Annotated in this window: 17 protein-coding genes; 7 read left to right on the top strand and 10 right to left on the bottom strand. The window is 54.6% G+C overall.

The genetic code is table 11. The features are described 5' to 3' along the window. Positions 1-64: 64 nt before the first annotated feature. From HYI44_RS16735 to mobH, 3 genes are all read right to left on the bottom strand, one after another. The gene (locus HYI44_RS16735; protein ID WP_225569950.1) at positions 65-1,327 is read right to left on the bottom strand and encodes a hypothetical protein; all 1,263 of its coding nucleotides are present in this window, start codon (positions 1,325-1,327) and stop codon (positions 65-67) included. Beyond that, positions 1,314-3,314 carry a DNA sulfur modification protein DndB gene (locus HYI44_RS16740; protein WP_225569951.1) on the bottom strand — a complete coding sequence of 667 codons (2,001 nt, stop codon included), beginning with the start codon at positions 3,312-3,314 and terminating at the stop codon, positions 1,314-1,316. Before HYI44_RS16740 ends, HYI44_RS16735 begins: the two co-directional genes overlap by 14 nt. Before the next feature lie 469 nt (positions 3,315-3,783). After that, the gene (gene mobH / locus HYI44_RS16745; RefSeq protein ID WP_225569952.1) at positions 3,784-5,511 is read right to left on the bottom strand and encodes a MobH family relaxase; all 1,728 of its coding nucleotides are present in this window, start codon (positions 5,509-5,511) and stop codon (positions 3,784-3,786) included. Positions 5,512-5,734: 223 nt separating this feature from the next. On the opposite strand from mobH, the gene HYI44_RS16750 reads away from it, so the two are divergent. Next, positions 5,735-5,932 carry a hypothetical protein gene (locus HYI44_RS16750; protein ID WP_074845741.1) on the top strand — a complete coding sequence of 66 codons (198 nt, stop codon included), beginning with the start codon at positions 5,735-5,737 and terminating at the stop codon, positions 5,930-5,932. Positions 5,933-6,064: 132 nt separating this feature from the next. Here the strand turns inward: HYI44_RS16750 and HYI44_RS16755 are convergent, their stop codons facing one another. After that, positions 6,065-7,027, bottom strand: coding sequence for an ArdC family protein (locus tag HYI44_RS16755; protein ID WP_225569953.1), 963 nt, complete (start codon positions 7,025-7,027; stop codon positions 6,065-6,067). Positions 7,028-7,162: 135 nt separating this feature from the next. Continuing rightward, positions 7,163-7,492 carry a hypothetical protein gene (locus tag HYI44_RS16760; protein WP_225569954.1) on the bottom strand — a complete coding sequence of 110 codons (330 nt, stop codon included), beginning with the start codon at positions 7,490-7,492 and terminating at the stop codon, positions 7,163-7,165. A 456-nt stretch (positions 7,493-7,948) separates the two neighbouring features. Between HYI44_RS16760 and HYI44_RS16765 the strand changes: the two genes are divergently transcribed. Continuing rightward, positions 7,949-8,356, top strand: a complete 408-nt coding sequence (locus tag HYI44_RS16765; RefSeq protein WP_225569955.1) for a DUF3742 family protein — start codon at positions 7,949-7,951, stop codon at positions 8,354-8,356. Here HYI44_RS16765 and HYI44_RS16770 read toward each other — a convergent pair. From HYI44_RS16770 to HYI44_RS16790, 5 genes are all read right to left on the bottom strand, one after another. Continuing rightward, a complete protein-coding gene (locus tag HYI44_RS16770; protein WP_225569956.1) occupies positions 8,349-9,887 on the bottom strand; it encodes a conjugal transfer protein TraG N-terminal domain-containing protein in 1,539 nt (512 codons plus the stop codon). The two genes, HYI44_RS16765 and HYI44_RS16770, sit on opposite strands and share 8 nt — an antisense overlap. Before the next feature lie 10 nt (positions 9,888-9,897). Continuing rightward, positions 9,898-10,206: a hypothetical protein gene (locus HYI44_RS16775; protein WP_225569957.1), complete on the bottom strand. Its 309-nt coding sequence runs from the start codon at positions 10,204-10,206 to the stop codon at positions 9,898-9,900. 3 nt (positions 10,207-10,209) lie between these two features. Then, on the bottom strand, positions 10,210-11,592 hold the full coding sequence (locus HYI44_RS16780; RefSeq protein WP_225569958.1) for an integrating conjugative element protein: 1,383 nt from the start codon (positions 11,590-11,592) through the stop codon (positions 10,210-10,212). Next, complete coding sequence (locus tag HYI44_RS16785) at positions 11,589-12,545, bottom strand: TIGR03756 family integrating conjugative element protein (RefSeq protein ID WP_225569959.1); 957 nt, start codon at positions 12,543-12,545, stop codon at positions 11,589-11,591. Before HYI44_RS16785 ends, HYI44_RS16780 begins: the two co-directional genes overlap by 4 nt. 105 nt (positions 12,546-12,650) lie before the next feature. Beyond that, positions 12,651-12,905, bottom strand: coding sequence for a helix-turn-helix domain-containing protein (locus HYI44_RS16790; protein WP_225569960.1), 255 nt, complete (start codon positions 12,903-12,905; stop codon positions 12,651-12,653). Positions 12,906-13,074: 169 nt separating this feature from the next. On the opposite strand from HYI44_RS16790, the gene HYI44_RS16795 reads away from it, so the two are divergent. The 5 genes from HYI44_RS16795 (at position 13,075) to HYI44_RS16815 (ending at position 15,341) form a co-directional block, all read left to right on the top strand. Beyond that, complete coding sequence (locus HYI44_RS16795) at positions 13,075-13,332, top strand: LasR-specific antiactivator QslA (protein WP_225569961.1); 258 nt, start codon at positions 13,075-13,077, stop codon at positions 13,330-13,332. A 302-nt stretch (positions 13,333-13,634) separates the two neighbouring features. Continuing rightward, positions 13,635-14,492: an ATP-binding protein gene (locus HYI44_RS16800; protein WP_225569962.1), complete on the top strand. Its 858-nt coding sequence runs from the start codon at positions 13,635-13,637 to the stop codon at positions 14,490-14,492. Beyond that, complete coding sequence (locus HYI44_RS16805) at positions 14,492-14,713, top strand: hypothetical protein (protein WP_217535789.1); 222 nt, start codon at positions 14,492-14,494, stop codon at positions 14,711-14,713. The genes HYI44_RS16800 and HYI44_RS16805 overlap by 1 nt, the downstream gene beginning before the upstream one ends. Before the next feature lie 4 nt (positions 14,714-14,717). Beyond that, positions 14,718-14,960 (top strand): hypothetical protein, encoded by a 243-nt coding sequence (locus HYI44_RS16810; RefSeq protein WP_225569963.1) that lies wholly within the window; start codon positions 14,718-14,720, stop codon positions 14,958-14,960. Positions 14,961-14,963: 3 nt separating this feature from the next. After that, positions 14,964-15,341, top strand: coding sequence for a hypothetical protein (locus HYI44_RS16815; protein WP_225569964.1), 378 nt, complete (start codon positions 14,964-14,966; stop codon positions 15,339-15,341). Positions 15,342-15,389: the final 48 nt, after the last annotated feature.

Below are 15,389 nucleotides of genomic sequence, written 5' to 3' on the forward strand. Positions count from 1 at the left end.
GGCGTTCCTTTAGATTCCGTTGCTTTGTGCGCATTTAACCGGTCGAAGCCATTGGTTACTGTCGTCAAGGCACCATGAAGGAGGTCAGTTGATGAGCCTGCAGCGCTCGTCGAACGGCTGCGGGTACTTCCCACTGAGGGTCTTTTATCAAGTGCTTTCGCGTTTGCCTATATACATCGCGCCAGAGAAAATTTTGCTGATTCGCAGCTTTTTCAATTTTGAGAATTTGTCTGATGACCGCGCGGGAAAATTCATTCGTCAAACTGGCACTTGGTTTGACATCGCCATGGGTGTAATGAAACTTGTTGCGCAGTTCGATATAAAACTTGCAGGTCAAATAGTCGCTGTTCTGTTCCAATTTGAAGTAAGTACCGATACCATCAAATACCTTTTTAAAACCAGAGATGCGGTCGTTTTTGATCATGTACGAATCAAGGCTTATGCCGCCTTTTGTATGTAAGCGAATCGTTGCATTGTCAAGAAACAGAGCACCTGATGTGTAGCACTCATATGCCCTAAAAATGTGCATAAAAGCTTTGCTGAACAGGTTTCGCTCCATGGCGAGCTGATAGGACAAGTAGTGCAACACCGACATAACTTTGTAGATACAGGGGAATCCATTTTGCAGCGCGGCTGTCGGTTGAATGTTCGCTAAATCTGACGCGCTACTGGGGCAAACGGCCAAGAGGGTGTTGCAGTGAGTGATCAGGCCTGTCAGCTCTTCTTGGAGCAGCGTAAAATTAGGCACGAGTCCAGTAAGGTGGCCAAGGAATGCTTGGAGCTCGTGCAGCTGTAGGCCGTCGAGATCGCTACCGGCGCTTTTACTTTTCAGCTGCTGATCTGGCAGAAAGCTGTAGCCAATAAGCAAACGGCACACCAATCTGGATACCTCGTTGTGCTGCGCACAAGCCGCTTCTACGACACTTTTGACTACTGGATGCAGTCCCTGCATGCCCGGCTCATAGTAGGCGCGCAGATCGGCGTCAATCATGAAACTGGCATCGCGCACTTGAGGTACTAGCGTCACCACTCCCGTATCAAGGCATACTTTAAAAAAACGACGATTGGCATCTTCATGTAAGTAAGCATGGTCAAGGAAATGTTCAACGGTCAACAGGAGGGCATTGCTGGATGCCAAGACACAGACCGGGCGGGTCGCAACTGTTGCATGTACATACTGCGACAAGTCGATCAACAAGCGCTCGCTATCCCCTACGAGGATGAATTCCTCATATTCTAGCACCGCCGCGCACAGCAGTTCACAGGGGCCAGGGGCGAGCGAGCGTCCTTCGACTACGGCGAAGTAGGCGTCCTTAGAGCTCTTCATCGAGCTCTTCACTCTTCGAATAAAGGAAGTCTTTAAATTTTAAGGTACGGGCTAAATCGTCGAACGAGTCCTTGAGATTCTCAGCAATGAGATCATCCACCAGGCGATCGAATGTGGTCTTGGATGAATCCCCAGCGAGCTCTTTCATTTCTCTGGACTTGTCCAGTTCGGCCGCATGCAGGCGCTCCCGATCGATTGCCGCCAAGTTAAAGTTGGTGCGGTAGGATTTTTCGAAAACCTTACGTTTATCTTCACGCATCTGCTTGATAAAGCTGCCGACTTCTTCCTTGGCCAACGCCGAAATCACGCTTTTTTCCTTGGCATCCTCACAAATTGCCTTCTCTCCATTGGATAGGAGCAATCGGACAATCTGGCGTTTGGCCGACTTGGTCACCTTAATGCGAGAGCCGCTGAAAATTGTATCTTGGAGATACAGATGTCGGTCGTCTAACAGGCCTGCCTTGACCGCAAATGAGTGCTCAACAAACTGTTTTATGTAGTGCGCGGCGCGGTTCACAGATATATCGTGAGCCACAAACTTTGAGCAAAGCAGCGACCAGGCCTCAATCATGGCTTTCTGAAAAATAGCCTTACGCGAGAAATCGGGGATGATGCCAGCAATCAGTTGCCCCAAGTCCGCACGTACATGAGCATGCATGGCCTGCGCCGGCTTGATAAGCATGCCGTTGAACAGTACATGATCCTTCACATTGGAGAAAATGTTTTGGTCACTGCGTCGTTCGCGGCGTATCTCCTCTTCTGTAGTAACGAAAAAATCGCGAAATTCCTGGCAATAGTGCGAGAAGAAGGTGGTGTTAAAGAACATCTCGATGAGTGAAGGGGTGATTGTCTCGTTGACTAATCCTACCAAACGCTCGCGATGGCGGGACAAAAAGTCACGCCAAGGGAAATACTCCGGCGCGCTCTTTTCTTCGTCGTACTCATCTGTTCCAAAGTCGAATTCGCTAGCACGCTTGTCAATCCCCAGTATCGCGGCGAGCAGTCGAACACCACTTTTGGTTTTGAAAATTTCTTCGAATGCATTATTGATAACCCCGATGCTGGTAATGGTGTGCTCGCGCGAAATCTCCAATGATTGCTTGTGATTTTTCGTGTTCCATTCGATCAAACCTAGGCCTTCACTCTGCTTCTGCTCGAGCACGGCTTTGCAGAATTCGCGACAGATAATTGAGCCTAGGGTCTGTTCCGACAAGAGGGTCAGGAAATGACCGCTGACCCTCTCCACCGTGGAGTTAACATCGACAAAAAGATTGCGCAAGACCTCGGGTACTTTAGGTTGGCTGTCTGAGTTGTGTGCAATTGAATTAGGCGGATACACAAGACAAATCGGCAGCGTCAGCCCCTCGATCAGCGAGCGGTCGTGAGTCATTAGTGTGTTTAGTGCAAACAAGCGATGCTGCCCATCGATGACCACTAATCGCGCACCTTTGACATTATCACGAGTCAAGTTGACCTCAATTTTAGCACTGTCGACCGTCACGGAGACCTCATGATCCCCATCCGCACAGCTGAAAGTACGCGACTGCTCTTGGGCCATCGCGTAGTTGGTCACCTTTAAAATACCTGGCCACTCGCGAACGTAGAGCTCGCCAACCGAGTCTGCGCCCTCGGAAAATGTCGAGTCGGGGTAGTAATCATCCAAGCAATTATCATGATCAACGGATACCACTGCGACGAGTAGCGGTGGAAGAAAGACGATGTCTTTCTGCACTACGCCCTCTTTCGCTGCGAGGTACTGACTAATCTCGGCGATCGCTCTGTCTTCATCAATGTCACGTTGGATTAAGTAATCAAAATTGAGCTCGGTGTTGACGTCTTTTGCATAGGAGAGGTACGGCAGTTCGTCGACCTTGAAGGAGGTCATGAAGTATTCAATAGGAACGGAACCATTAGTCTTGAAGACGCCAAACGCGCCATTTTTTTCGAATTCGTAACGGAATGGTGCTGCGGCTTGACGTCTGGACATAGGTACTCGCACGAATTTCTTGAATGAATTTGAGGGAGACAAAGGCGCGCGCCTTGGGTCAACGGGACCCGGCCCTCGAACGATGGAGCATGGTGATCAACCGTAGCACGTAAGTCTAGCTGTGTGAGCGACTGGCGGTTGGTCCTGACCATCGTCAAAGACCAAGCTACGGCAAGGCGCTCGCCATGGGGGCAGTTGTCGCTGTGGTCCAGCGGCTTACTGATAAACTTCACCCTCATCGCTAAGACCAGGCTGAAGGATTGCACGGGATATAAAATGCCTCGATTGATCTAGTGGATTGCCGAAGCGTGGCTTTGGAGCAAAGCGAAACGCTCCGGAAAGGGCAGGTCATGGACTGAAAAATCTGTAGGCCTGAATTGTAGGTGGCAAAAAATGCGGCTTCAGGGACGTTTTCTTCAGAAGCAGTACCCAAGAAACCAGTCGGGCTTGGGCTATCGATGTGAGGTCGCTAGCCGTCATCAAATGCAAGAAAAGGGTTGTTTGGTGGTATCGATGGTAGAAGTGAATTCGGCTCCCCAATCAGGTAACCCTTCAAGGTCGATTTCTTCCTAGGCCCTTGCACTATGCACACCCAGATGTTTAAGCCGTTGTCATGCTTCCTGTGGATCTTCAGTTTTTCGAACTGCTTCTGCACCCATCGCCATTCTTCATCGTCGGAGCTTGCGCCCATAGAAATGCCCGGAAACTCTTGAGCATAGCGCTGAAAAAGACCAGGCGTGACCAGGAAGAAGGTACCACCCACCGTGTGGATTTTGGCCTTGCTGTCATTGATGATTAGCTTGTGACTTTGGATGCCTTCCTTGACCCAATTCAGGAATACCTGACCAGGGTTGTCCGACAGGGGTGTTGAGACTTCGAGAGCAGTTGCTGACGGTGCATCACGGATATCGGGCTCCTCTAACTCGAACATATCCAGCAGCCTCCCGAGGTAATCGGCATCCTCCATCATGGCCAATGTATCTGGTTGAGATTCGCTTTGACGTGTTCCGGTACTGACTTCCTTGGGTGCCGGTGCTGATGGAGGAGCGTCAGTCGGGTGGTCATCGACTGCCACGCTCACCGTTCCGCTGAAAGCCTCGGGGCGGTCTTCTTTCCCCCAGATCAACGCCGGCTGAAGGCGCAGAAAGGTAAAGGTCTGCTGCCAGTTTCCCTGCGCGACAAGAGCGGTCCAGATGGCTTTGCCTTCCGGGGTCGACTCGACCAGCCCATGCGATTGCAGCTCGTCGAACACCGCGATATTGGAGGTGGGAATGCCCTCGATTGATTGCGACAGCAGATAGGCTCGCAGCTTGTCCGTGACCGTCTTGCTGACGAGCCAGAGTGTGTCTTGAGTCAACCAACCCGCGGCCCCCGGCTGGTTGAGTTTCAGCTCGTGCTGAACCAGATGACGCAGTCCGCTGATCAAGTGATGTTGCAGCGAATGAATGGGCGCTTGCAGCGCTTTGCTCGGATTGCCACCGATGTTCTGCGCGGTGGAAACACGGTCAGCTTGAATCACCAACTCGCCCAGCGCGCCAGCATGTTCATTCTGACCGGCCAGGACATACAGCAGACTGGCCCACAGCGACGGAAATCCACTGAGCCAGTCCAGGATCGGGCGGTCGAGAATCTGGGTATAGAGCAAGCCTGCGGCGGCACCGTGCAGGTGGTAGTCACGACCTTTGAGGTAGCGAAAACGGTAGGGCTGATCCAGGGGACCGTGCCAAGGGTGCCAAAGACGGCCATCCTGGCGTTCGACCTGCAGGTCCACGCTGATCTTGCCGATGTCATGCAGCAGGGCGCCATAAGCAATACCCGCCGACCAGGCATCGGTCTGGGCGGCCTGGTCTTCGGGCGCAGCGCCGGGGGGCAGAAGATACGACTGACGCAGTTTCAAACTGCAAGCGACCAGCTCCAGTCCATGGTCGAGCATGCCGCCGAGATACGCATGGTGGTGCGTTTCGCTGGCCGGGAGTTGCTGGACCTGTTCGGCGTAGCGGTGGATTGGATTTAAATAGAGTTGGATGAACTGTGCGTGGGAGAGGGCAGTGTACTGCCAGATGCGATCGAGCAATTGGCGGCGATGCTCCGCTGCTAACAAGCTGTGGGCCGACTCGATGGGCAGGTAACCTTCGGCGGCGCTCACGGTCAATGGCGGAGGGGGGGGCTGCCTTTTGCGGCGAAACAGTCTGAGCATCGTGACCTCCGGGAATTGGCTGGGTCAGTGGCCTTTTAGCCTTTTCGGATAGCGCTCTTACCCTTGAGTCCCCATTCCCTTCCAACCCTTACCCGTCCTTTTGGCGCGTGTCCCTTTGTGCGGCAATCGGAATATCGATACTGCTAGGCATCGTTTTGTTGGGGGGTTAGTACGGCAAAGACAAGAGTCGGTACACTGCGGTGCATATTTTTTGGGTCTTGCCATGAACCTCACTGACGCCACGCTCGTGCTGCTGCTCGCGGCGCGTATCCATGGGACCGACGAAGCCGTCAGGGCCTCGGCGAAGAGCGTGGTCAAGAAGTTACCGCGCAGTAAACGCGATCTGATCTACAAGGTGATCGACAGCCGAAGTCCGCTCGAGCTGGTGGATTTTCTGGCGCAGAATCTGGATTCGGAATGACAGGCTGCTAGTGCGCGCGCATCTCTTGTAGATTGCGTCAGAGTCCCGCGGTATGCGGATTTTTCTAAGCACAGAAAAAAGGGCACAACTCGCGTTGGGCCCTGTGAAGCGATTGCAGCGGTGAGGTAACGATTAAGCCCCATCGTTCATGCACAGCGAGTCATCCAAGACGGGGTGCTTCGGTTGCTGCTCCAAGTTGAGCACATACTCCGAGGCGCTTCGGGCCTGACCACTGGCGCGAAAAATCGCACGCTTGTCAGCCTTGAGCAGCCTGAGCCAGGAATCGATGTAGCCCTCGTGCCTCAGCTCTCCCTGTATACCGGTGTAGGCACATAAAAACGCCGCACCCATTTCGGCGATCAACTCCTCAAACGCGTAGCCTGGCGAACCGAATGGACAGGATGACGTCACGCCTTCGCGCTGCAACCGAGCGTGATGCCCGGTCCAGTGCGTCAGCTCATGCAGTGCAGTGGCGTAGTACCCACCTTCATCGTGAAATTGCGCTTTTGTCGGCAGTTGGATGAGATCCCTGATCGGATGGTAAAAGGCTTCGTCGGCAGATCGATGAACGATGTGTGCACCCGAACTTAACAGCAGATTTTCCGCAGCGCTGTTGGGCTGGAAGGGATCACTCTGTTCCGTCTCGAGCAGGGTTTCATTGAGCATTTCGAGCCCCTCCGTTTGCTCGATGTTGAACAGGAAATGCGTCCTGAGAATGCCAAAGTGAGCGACCTTGGGCTGGCCGTTTTCATCGAGTACGGGTTGGCCTGACTCGGTCTTTTCCTCGCGCTCCATCGGCTTGTAGAGCACCGCTAAAGTGCTGTGCTCACCCTTACGGATGTGCCCACCGGCCTTTTTGGCTTGGTTGAAGGTCAGCCAACGATCTTCAGTGAATCCCTGCAACCTGGCCTCGGTCCAGAGCAGCGGTAAATTGATACCCGAATAGGGACGACGCGTGATGGCGTTGATGGGGAAGGGTTGATGATGACCGACGTCAGCTGAGCCACTTGAGGACCAGGGTTTGATCCAGGGGGCTACGCCTTGGTCCAAAGCGGTAACGATCTTGTCAGTCACGTCTTGGTAGATATCGCGCATGGCATTTTCCTCAACAGAAACGGAGGAACGCCTTGCCCGTCGGGAAGGGTTCCCCGGTGGGTGATCGGTTGGATTGATGCAGGACTTGCATGCCGTCTGTGTGTGGATCTGGGTGCCGAGTACGGCAGTTTGCGTTTAGCGTTGGTGTTCTCCTGCAAGCGCTATCAGCAAGGCGTCAGGCTGGTCCGGATCTTGGAGCAGACTAAGGCTCAGTTGCAGCAACGGCTCATGGCGTGGATGATCCATTGAGGCGATATGGGCTACCTCGAACACTACATAGGGCTCGTATGGATAGGCCCGATGAGCCTCGAAGGCTGCGCGCAATACGTTGATCAGCCAATCGACCTGCAGCTTCTGAGGATGACCTGAGCGCTCGAGCAATACTGCGCGTTGCCACGCGCCAGGAGTGAACACGATGGGCAACCGAAGGGTGTTCAGTGTTTCCGGTGTAAGTGAGTCGGGCATGGTATGTCTCCGTTGAAAACGCGAAGAAACCTGTCCCGTGCGGGAAAGAACTTCCCCGCAGTGGGTTGAAGAAAAACAAGAAGGTTTACCTCACGAGCAGAACTCGAAAGGCGCTCAGGAGAGCAGTGGGCGTTCATCACCGTAGAAACGGTGACCGTGCGAACTACCGAACGCTAATCGCACTTGGGGAGAACCATCACCGAAGTGACGTAGCCTTGAAGGCTTTGGCTACCTGGGCAGGGTGCTGTCGATAACAGCGATCCGTACCATGTATTTAGCCGGACGATTTATATGGGTCAATCACTGTAGAGAAGCTGTTTCACGGGGCTTGTCTTCTGTCTTCCAGTGAAGATTTTTCGGCTGCGCAAACTGATAAACGGTCAGGCACGGACAGTTTTCAGTAGTAGGCTGTTATTCCTGTCTCAACCATGAAAACGTTCAGAAGAGGGCGAGGCCATGCCGACGCAGACCCCTGTTCAGAATTCACGTGCCCACCGCTGGGCATATGCCTGTGGCATGTCGATAAAACGTGGGTATCGCAAGTTGAAAGCGTTTGAGTCCCGCGTGGCTGAGCGTGCGGTGTCAGCAGGTATCCCCGCAGGTACATTACTTGTTCGCGGGAGCTTTCTGACTGCCAAGTTGGCGTTGGTTGGGGGGCTGCTCTTTATCGGTTTCTGGCTGGTCGCTTCTGTTGTGGTGATGATCGCTGTGATTGCTTTTCTGCAGTTCAAGGCTGTCATTGATACGGATCTTGAAGGGGATAATCCAGGTCCAGACTATCTTGGGGCTAACTCCTATCTTGGCAACTACGATGACAATGGCCACTACATAGGTCATTTCAAATCATCTGATGACGTCAGATGAGTTTCTTCGTAGCACCCATCAACTGATCTGTTCCTTTCCCCGCTGCTCCATGCGCGGCTTTGCTTGCACCTCCTAACATCCCCTCAAGGCTGTTGCCGATTGAGTAGCCAGCCCAGCTCATGGCGACCAAAAATAGTCCAGGCAGCACCAAGAACATCGCCCCCATCACGTACTCGATCACCTGCGCGGTGACAGTCCCATCCATAAGCCCGGATGTGGGCAGCGACAACAGCACCTGATTGGAAGCCGAAACTTGGTTGTACAAGGTGTCGAGCATGCTGGAGTCGACCCAGCGTGCTAACTCCCACCAGAAGCTCAACATGTGCAGCGTGAACAGCGCGAATGTCACAGTCATGACGGTCTTCAGCTGGTAGGTACTGACCAGCAGGATCAACGGCAAGCTGATGATGACGCCCATGATGAGGAAGGCCTGCACCATTGGCAGAGCGGCGCGTAGCGCATTCATCGCCGGGAAGTTGCTGAAGGAGCCGAGGGCCAACCCGGTGTTGGTGGCCAGGTTATTGAGCCCCTGATTGATCGAGCCGCCACGAGCGCTGGAGCCATAGTCCTGGTACACCTGTCCGGGCGACATGGACATCGATTGCTGGCGCGGGCTGACCAACTCGCGCAAGGTTGCATCCTCGATCTCGTTGTTCGAACGGCCAGTCAACCAACCTTTCAGCTGAGTCAGCAGCGAGGGATCAACCTGCTCGATCAATCGTTCGCGTAACCCTAAACCGCTATCGCTCCACCACTGCTTGCAGGTGGGGTAGCCCGCACCATTCTCTAATCGAGGTAAGGAGGCATCGCGGTTTTCGTCATACGGCCAACTGACTCGCGGCGTGCGTGAGCGATCCGTATCGTAGTAGCCAGGAGTATCGAGAAAATAGCTTGAGCCGATCCAGGACGCGTCGTGACTTTGTGCCTTGTCCAACTGCGGGCGATTGGTGAACAGCCGGGAACGAGAATAGCCATAACAGTCGCGGGTGAAGTCGGCGACTTCCTGCAGCAGTACCTGGCTGTCGATGCGCGAACTGTCGATCTCCATGCGCATCTGCCGGATATCCGGCGCGCAGGGAATGGAGGCGGTGGTCGCCGCGGTCACACCTTTGCTCAAGGTATGCACCAGAAACCACCAGATCGGTACGTTGGCGGAGCGTTCGCCGATAGTATTGAAGGTCGTCCCCCAGGCGGTATCCGCCGGCCTGGCCACACTCACGCCGCAGCGCTGACTCGCCGCATCATCGAACGCCATCGAGGCGAGGCTCAACGGAAAGACCGGCGCGCAGGCGAACAACACGACGATGTAGGCCAGCCACAGCCGATTCTCGATCCGCGGCACCGAGAGCAGTCCCTTGTTACCTTCATCCGCGCCTTGCTGACGGGCCGACAACCACTCTTGCAAGATGATCGCGCCGAAGGGTGCGGCGAACAGCCCAGTATCGGACAATACACTCCAGAGACCGTTATTGATGATCCAAGCCAGCAGGGAGAGGTAAAACTCGAGGTAGCTGTTGGTGCTCATGAGCATGGTGGTGGCCTCACAGTCGGGTGAGTTCGACGCAAGTAACGAGCACGAGCCCTAATGCTCCGATGCGCTTCACGCGCAGTCGATCCTGTGGTCGATGTCGGTAGCGTCGAAGCAGATCCCACCAGAGCGCAAAGAGGGCGCTGTAGAGCAAGGCGCGCCACCACCGCAGATAGGGCCGTACGGATTCGAATGCCTGCTGCCAAGCCTCGAAACTACCCAGCGCAATGCGGCCGAGCCATGCGACTAGTGCGGCGGTCAGGATCATCACCGCGGCAATCCCCAGACTCGAAAGCAAAGTGAATAGCCGTGAGTGTTTCATGGCTCACTTGCGCCTGGCGTCAGCATCATTGAGTCGACCGGGCTCGGGATCGCCTTGCTCGACGGTACGCGAAGCATCAGCACCACCGGCATGCCGATCGAGCACTAGGCTGGCGGTATTGGTGGTCAGCATCTGCCGGACCTGCAGTTCTGTCTGCAGCAGGCGGATTTCACGCTCCAGAGCATCGATGTTTTTCGTCAAGGCGGTCTGGGCCGGTTCGGCGGAAGCGATGTTCGGCTCGTGGCTGCCCGCCAGCAGGGTGCGCAGTAGCAGCAACGCTTTGTCGAGCACGCTGGACAAGGCCGTCTCACTGGCCAGGCGCCGTGCCAACAGATCCTGATCGGGATCGTCGCGCAGGGCTTCAACCACACCACGAGTCACCGGCAGCATCGGGCTGGAGGCTTTCGCCAGGTTGTCAGGGGTAGGTGGCAGAGAGCCAGACAACAGCCCTTGCAGGGTCTTGAGGCGCTCGTTATAGGCCTCCTGGATCAGCGGCGTCAGTCCACTGCCAGCGGTCGCACGCAGAGTTTCGCAGCTGTCGCAGGTCGCGACTTCGCTCTCGCCCAACACCCGAACGGCCCAGTCGGACTCCTCTTGGGGCGAAGCCCATGTCTGACAAATAGCCCCTCCCAGGCAATCACCGCTACTGATCGAGGCACTGTCATCCACCGGACGGTTATGCAGCAGGTTATAGCCTGCGCGGACCACGTCGGCGGTCACCCGAATGGGTGTCTGTCCGTAACCTCCGGCCTTCGAACCGCCGACCCAGGACACCCCATTGTTGCCGTTATGGGCTTCGGTGTTTTTCACCGCTGCCACCGCATCACCGCCGGTTTGCTCCAGATTGCCCTGCATCTCCTGGTTTTTGGCCAGCGAACCCCAACCGGCTTGACCGACCTTATCCGCCATCTTTTCGGCCATGGCCTGGCAGGTTAGCTTGGAGCGGTCGAAGTCGATCCGACCTTGCATCACCCCGTTACTGAGCAACTCATAGAGACCGGGGTTGGCGCGCTGGATGATCAATGCTGGCAGCGACATCACCGCCTGGGTCGCGTTCTGCACGATGCTGCCCATGATCTGCTGGAAACCTTCGGTCACGCCGTTCAGCTGGTTTTGCAGGGTATTGGTGAGGCTCATGTTTCCGCACATCATGTTCGCTCGCCAGGACCCGCCGACACCGAGACCACTGGGTCGGTAGAGCGAGCTCGGTGAGCCCACTGCCGAGCCCCCACCGATGGTGTACATCACCCGGTCGTCGAGCACTTCGCCTTGGGTGCCCAGGCGGTAATCGCCCTCGGCGGCGTGGGCATGCGTGGCAATGGCGAGCAGTCCGTAGAGCACCAGACTCATCACGCCCAACCATAGTCGCGCAAGAAGCCGACTCATGAAGCACCGCCTTCGAAGTCGATGCTGAACAGAAAGGTCTGCCCCTCGCGCTTGCAGCAGCTATAGGGACGCCACAACGACCAGGCGTAGCCGCCATCCACGCTCTGTTCCTGGTTGCTGGGGAAGATGGCGCACGTGGGCAGAATCTGGGGGGAGAGTAATTGCCATTTGTGGGTGGAAGCGTCGTTTTCAATAATCGGGCCAGGCGGCCAGTAGCCGTCGCGTTTGGCCGGCGTGAGCGGTACATACACATGCGGTTGCCCGTTACGGGTGATGACATCGCCGGCCCGTTGCGCCATGACTGCGGCGGCTTTGAAGTCGTCAGGCTGTACCAGAAAACCCTGACGGGGATAGACGTTGCCCCACATGTTTCCCGAGGCCTGACGGCCGATTTCACGGATCCCCGGCATGAGCGACTCGGGGTAAAAACTTTCCGGAATGCCATAACGCCAGGCCAGTGAGTCCAAGGTACTCAGGTAGTAGGGCATGACCGCAGTAGCGCCGCTGGCGCAGGCGTAGCCGGATTGCGAAGCCAGTTGTGTTGCGGCCCAGCCACCGGGGTGACCGATGCCATCGACGTTCTTGAAGCGGGGTAGGTTGTCGCGCTGGGTGTTCGGTGTGATCAGGTTACCGCCACCTTCCGCACCACTGATGGGAGCGGAGAGGGTGGCCATCTCGGTCCATGGGTTATTGCCGGTGGTGGCGTAGCTCGAGACCACCAAATCAGGAATGAAATGACGAACCTTGGTCGAGGTTTTGACTGTGCAGCCGAAGGGCGTGCAGAGGAGCCAGAAACAAATGCCGACGACCCTGTATTCGAGACAGCTTGGAGAAAGCACGGAGGACGTGATGCTGCCGGTGTCCAGTGCCATGCTTGGGCCGCACGCTAGCAGGACGCTCAGCGCCAATGGGCTTAGCTTTGTGGGTGGGATTGACGAGCAGGCAACAGGCATGATCCAGGCTCTCGGTGTATGGCCTGGGCAGATTCGGTTACGGACTGAAGACTGTCAGTGGAAATTATGAAGGCGGGTCTATCGGATTTGTGAGACGTGAGACTATTATTTGACGTGAAGGGAGCTGCGCAGGGTATCGGGTTCTACAAGTAACTGATCTGCTGTAATTTCGAAAATATTGGCGAGTTTGCACAGGACCAACAGCGACGGATTGCCCGTGCATCGTTCGATTTGACTGACGTAGGTGCGATCTACCTCGGCCATGAGCGCCAGCTGCTCTTGGGTAAGGTTCTTTATGCGCCGCATCAAGCGGATGTTTTCCGCCAGCTGCAGACGAAGTTGTTCGTAGTCTTGAGTCATGCGCGCAAATTGCGCCTTGAGGGACTCTCAATCCACGGGATATAGTCTACATTGGCATTGATCTAGGCCATTTGATGCTCATGCCTGTTATCGAGCGTTCATTTGGTTTCGTTAAGCTTTTCGAAGCTGGCTCCAGCGTCTAACAATAAATCAGAAATCTAGGGTGTGTATGGACGAAAACTACATTTCAATTCCTGCGGCGGATGGTTGCCCAAGTCTTCTGACACCTTGGGGCAACGAATTTGCCTCGATGATCGAAAGTGGCGTGCAATGTGCTCAGGCTTGGCTTGATACGCCCGGCGAGATTCCCCTGTGGTGGGAGCTGGCGCAAACCCGCAAGACCTTTCCTGTCGGTGACTGCCAAGATGCTTTTGAAGCCGGATTTCTGTTGAGGATTCAACAAAGGCTTAGGGGCGTAGCCCAATAACTTGGCTCTAGGCGCTCAAAACCCTTGAATGTCTTTAGGTTTGAGCGGCCGGTGACGCCATAACTGTTACTTCATACGTCAGTGGCGAGTGAGCTTGTTTCCGTGGCAACCCACGTCTGTGGACTCCTGTCCGTCACAGGTGATGAACTCAGTGAAAGCTGTGTCGATGAGGCCCAGCCAAATGCCTATTGCACCGATGGAAGTCCGAAGGGCCACCAGTGCTTCAAATACGAGATTCACTCGGGACGGATCAGGCGGGTCGGGTTAACATTGCAGCCTGCTCAGCAACCATAGAAAAAATCATGGATCCTGTCGTTCGAATCGACTCACGTGAAATTGAAAAGAGGCTGTCTTCATCGCTCATCTATGGCAATGATTTGCAGCTAAGCAGGATGCACAAACTCTGTGAGTTGACAGCTTCTCCGGCCTCTCGGGAGATGCTTGCGGCCTTGGACTTTCTGCCGACAATCCTGCTGTTTGGCCCGCCCAACACGGGGAAAACGACACTTGCATACAGGCTGCTAAGCAAGGTTAAGGAGTCAAACAACAATGCCAATCTGTATTACTTGAACTTTTCCCAAGTGATGTCCGCTGAATACGGTGAAACTTCAAAGAACATCGCCAAAGCCTTCGATTACCTGAGTCAGAACACCGCAGACGACGAGTTCAAAATCCTCCTAATCGACGAGATCGACCAGTTCTGCATGTCAAGGAGCAGGGCCAACGAGCACGACGCATCGAGAAGGGCCATGTCCGCCCTCATGCTGGAGCTAGACAAGATTCATCCCTGTAGCCATCCACGATTGGTTGTCATCGCCGCGACCAATGTCCAGGACAAGATCGACAATGCCATTGTCCGGAGATTTTGCCTGAAGCTCAAAGTTAACGAGAAGCTGCAACGGGAAGATTTCGAAGACTACACAAGCAAGCTGATTGGGTGCGTTAGCAGCCTCGCAAGCGGCATCAGTTTGAGCGTTAGCCAAATCAACAGCCTGTACCAAGCTTATATCGAATCGAACATCACCATCCCCGACATCAAGGGTATTTTCAGGAATGTCGTTCTTGAAGACATTCATGATTGGGATATGTTTTTTTCACGACTGGATCATGGGTTCAGATCGGGGTACAGCTCTATCGACAATACCCTGGAGGCCGTTTGATGAGCAGAACCTTTGAAACAGATGAAGACGAGATGATCTATCATCTGGAACTTCATCGTGACACGATCAGTTGGCTTTGCGAACAGTTGGACAGAAAGGGCATAAAAAATAGAAGAACCCGTGGTAACAGCGCTGAAGGCGACATCCTCCTGATCAAGCCAGAGGATGCGGAAATAGTCAGGCAGATGATCCGCGAGCTTCACAAGACCTTCAACGAGTAGCGTGATGACCAGTAAAAAAGTACCACCACCCTCAATCGAGGTGAAAACTAACTATGTTCACAGAGGCGTCGTTGAAGACATGATCAGAAAGCGAGAGGTCGCTGGCGTAGAACCCATTGCCATCCTGACAACAGCAAGGTTTTCTGGTCCAGCCATCGAACTGTTGGACAGCAAAAATATCGCCTGGGCGGTCATCCCAGAGTCGGAGATCAGAGGCACGGAAGGCAAGGAACAGGAGAAGCAGTAACACATGAACATTCAAATCCATGTAGTTGACAAGAATGGCAAGGTGCTGAAAACGCGAGTCTTCGAGATTTCAGAAAATCTGTTCCGGCACTTCGCAAAATCGGAATTCTCCACACTAGGGGTATCACGCAAGACCCCTGTTGTCATTGATGAGGAACTCGTGGAGCTAAAGCTGGTGTTGCTCTCCCCGTTCGTGAGGCAAGCGTTGACTGGCTACCTCAAAGACTACCTGGTCGGCCTTCTGAAGGGATCTTTGGAAAAAATGGGAGACTCCCCCTCAAGGCTCGAATACCAGGAGCACACAAAGGACCTGAGAGAGTTCCCGGACTTGATTCAGTGCATCGAGAACGACGAGTACACCCACCTTGACCGCATGGGTTAATCATCCTGGACCATCGGCCACACCAAACCCTCACGGCGTGCACCTCGC

Source organism: Pseudomonas sp. Y24-6, assembly GCF_020295325.1.
Classification (GTDB): domain Bacteria; phylum Pseudomonadota; class Gammaproteobacteria; order Pseudomonadales; family Pseudomonadaceae; genus Aquipseudomonas; species Aquipseudomonas gregormendelii.

Coding starts and splice junctions, on each gene's coding strand:
- HYI44_RS16735 (WP_225569950.1), bottom strand. CDS start 1,327: ATGAAGAGCTCTAAGGACGCCTACTTCGCCGTAGTCGAAGGACGCTCG.
- HYI44_RS16740 (WP_225569951.1), bottom strand. CDS start 3,314: ATGTCCAGACGTCAAGCCGCAGCACCATTCCGTTACGAATTCGAAAAA.
- mobH (WP_225569952.1), bottom strand. CDS start 5,511: ATGCTCAGACTGTTTCGCCGCAAAAGGCAGCCCCCCCCTCCGCCATTG.
- HYI44_RS16750 (WP_074845741.1), top strand. CDS start 5,735: ATGAACCTCACTGACGCCACGCTCGTGCTGCTGCTCGCGGCGCGTATC.
- HYI44_RS16755 (WP_225569953.1), bottom strand. CDS start 7,027: ATGCGCGATATCTACCAAGACGTGACTGACAAGATCGTTACCGCTTTG.
- HYI44_RS16760 (WP_225569954.1), bottom strand. CDS start 7,492: ATGCCCGACTCACTTACACCGGAAACACTGAACACCCTTCGGTTGCCC.
- HYI44_RS16765 (WP_225569955.1), top strand. CDS start 7,949: ATGCCGACGCAGACCCCTGTTCAGAATTCACGTGCCCACCGCTGGGCA.
- HYI44_RS16770 (WP_225569956.1), bottom strand. CDS start 9,887: ATGCTCATGAGCACCAACAGCTACCTCGAGTTTTACCTCTCCCTGCTG.
- HYI44_RS16775 (WP_225569957.1), bottom strand. CDS start 10,206: ATGAAACACTCACGGCTATTCACTTTGCTTTCGAGTCTGGGGATTGCC.
- HYI44_RS16780 (WP_225569958.1), bottom strand. CDS start 11,592: ATGAGTCGGCTTCTTGCGCGACTATGGTTGGGCGTGATGAGTCTGGTG.
- HYI44_RS16785 (WP_225569959.1), bottom strand. CDS start 12,545: ATGCCTGTTGCCTGCTCGTCAATCCCACCCACAAAGCTAAGCCCATTG.
- HYI44_RS16790 (WP_225569960.1), bottom strand. CDS start 12,905: ATGACTCAAGACTACGAACAACTTCGTCTGCAGCTGGCGGAAAACATC.
- HYI44_RS16795 (WP_225569961.1), top strand. CDS start 13,075: ATGGACGAAAACTACATTTCAATTCCTGCGGCGGATGGTTGCCCAAGT.
- HYI44_RS16800 (WP_225569962.1), top strand. CDS start 13,635: ATGGATCCTGTCGTTCGAATCGACTCACGTGAAATTGAAAAGAGGCTG.
- HYI44_RS16805 (WP_217535789.1), top strand. CDS start 14,492: ATGAGCAGAACCTTTGAAACAGATGAAGACGAGATGATCTATCATCTG.
- HYI44_RS16810 (WP_225569963.1), top strand. CDS start 14,718: ATGACCAGTAAAAAAGTACCACCACCCTCAATCGAGGTGAAAACTAAC.
- HYI44_RS16815 (WP_225569964.1), top strand. CDS start 14,964: ATGAACATTCAAATCCATGTAGTTGACAAGAATGGCAAGGTGCTGAAA.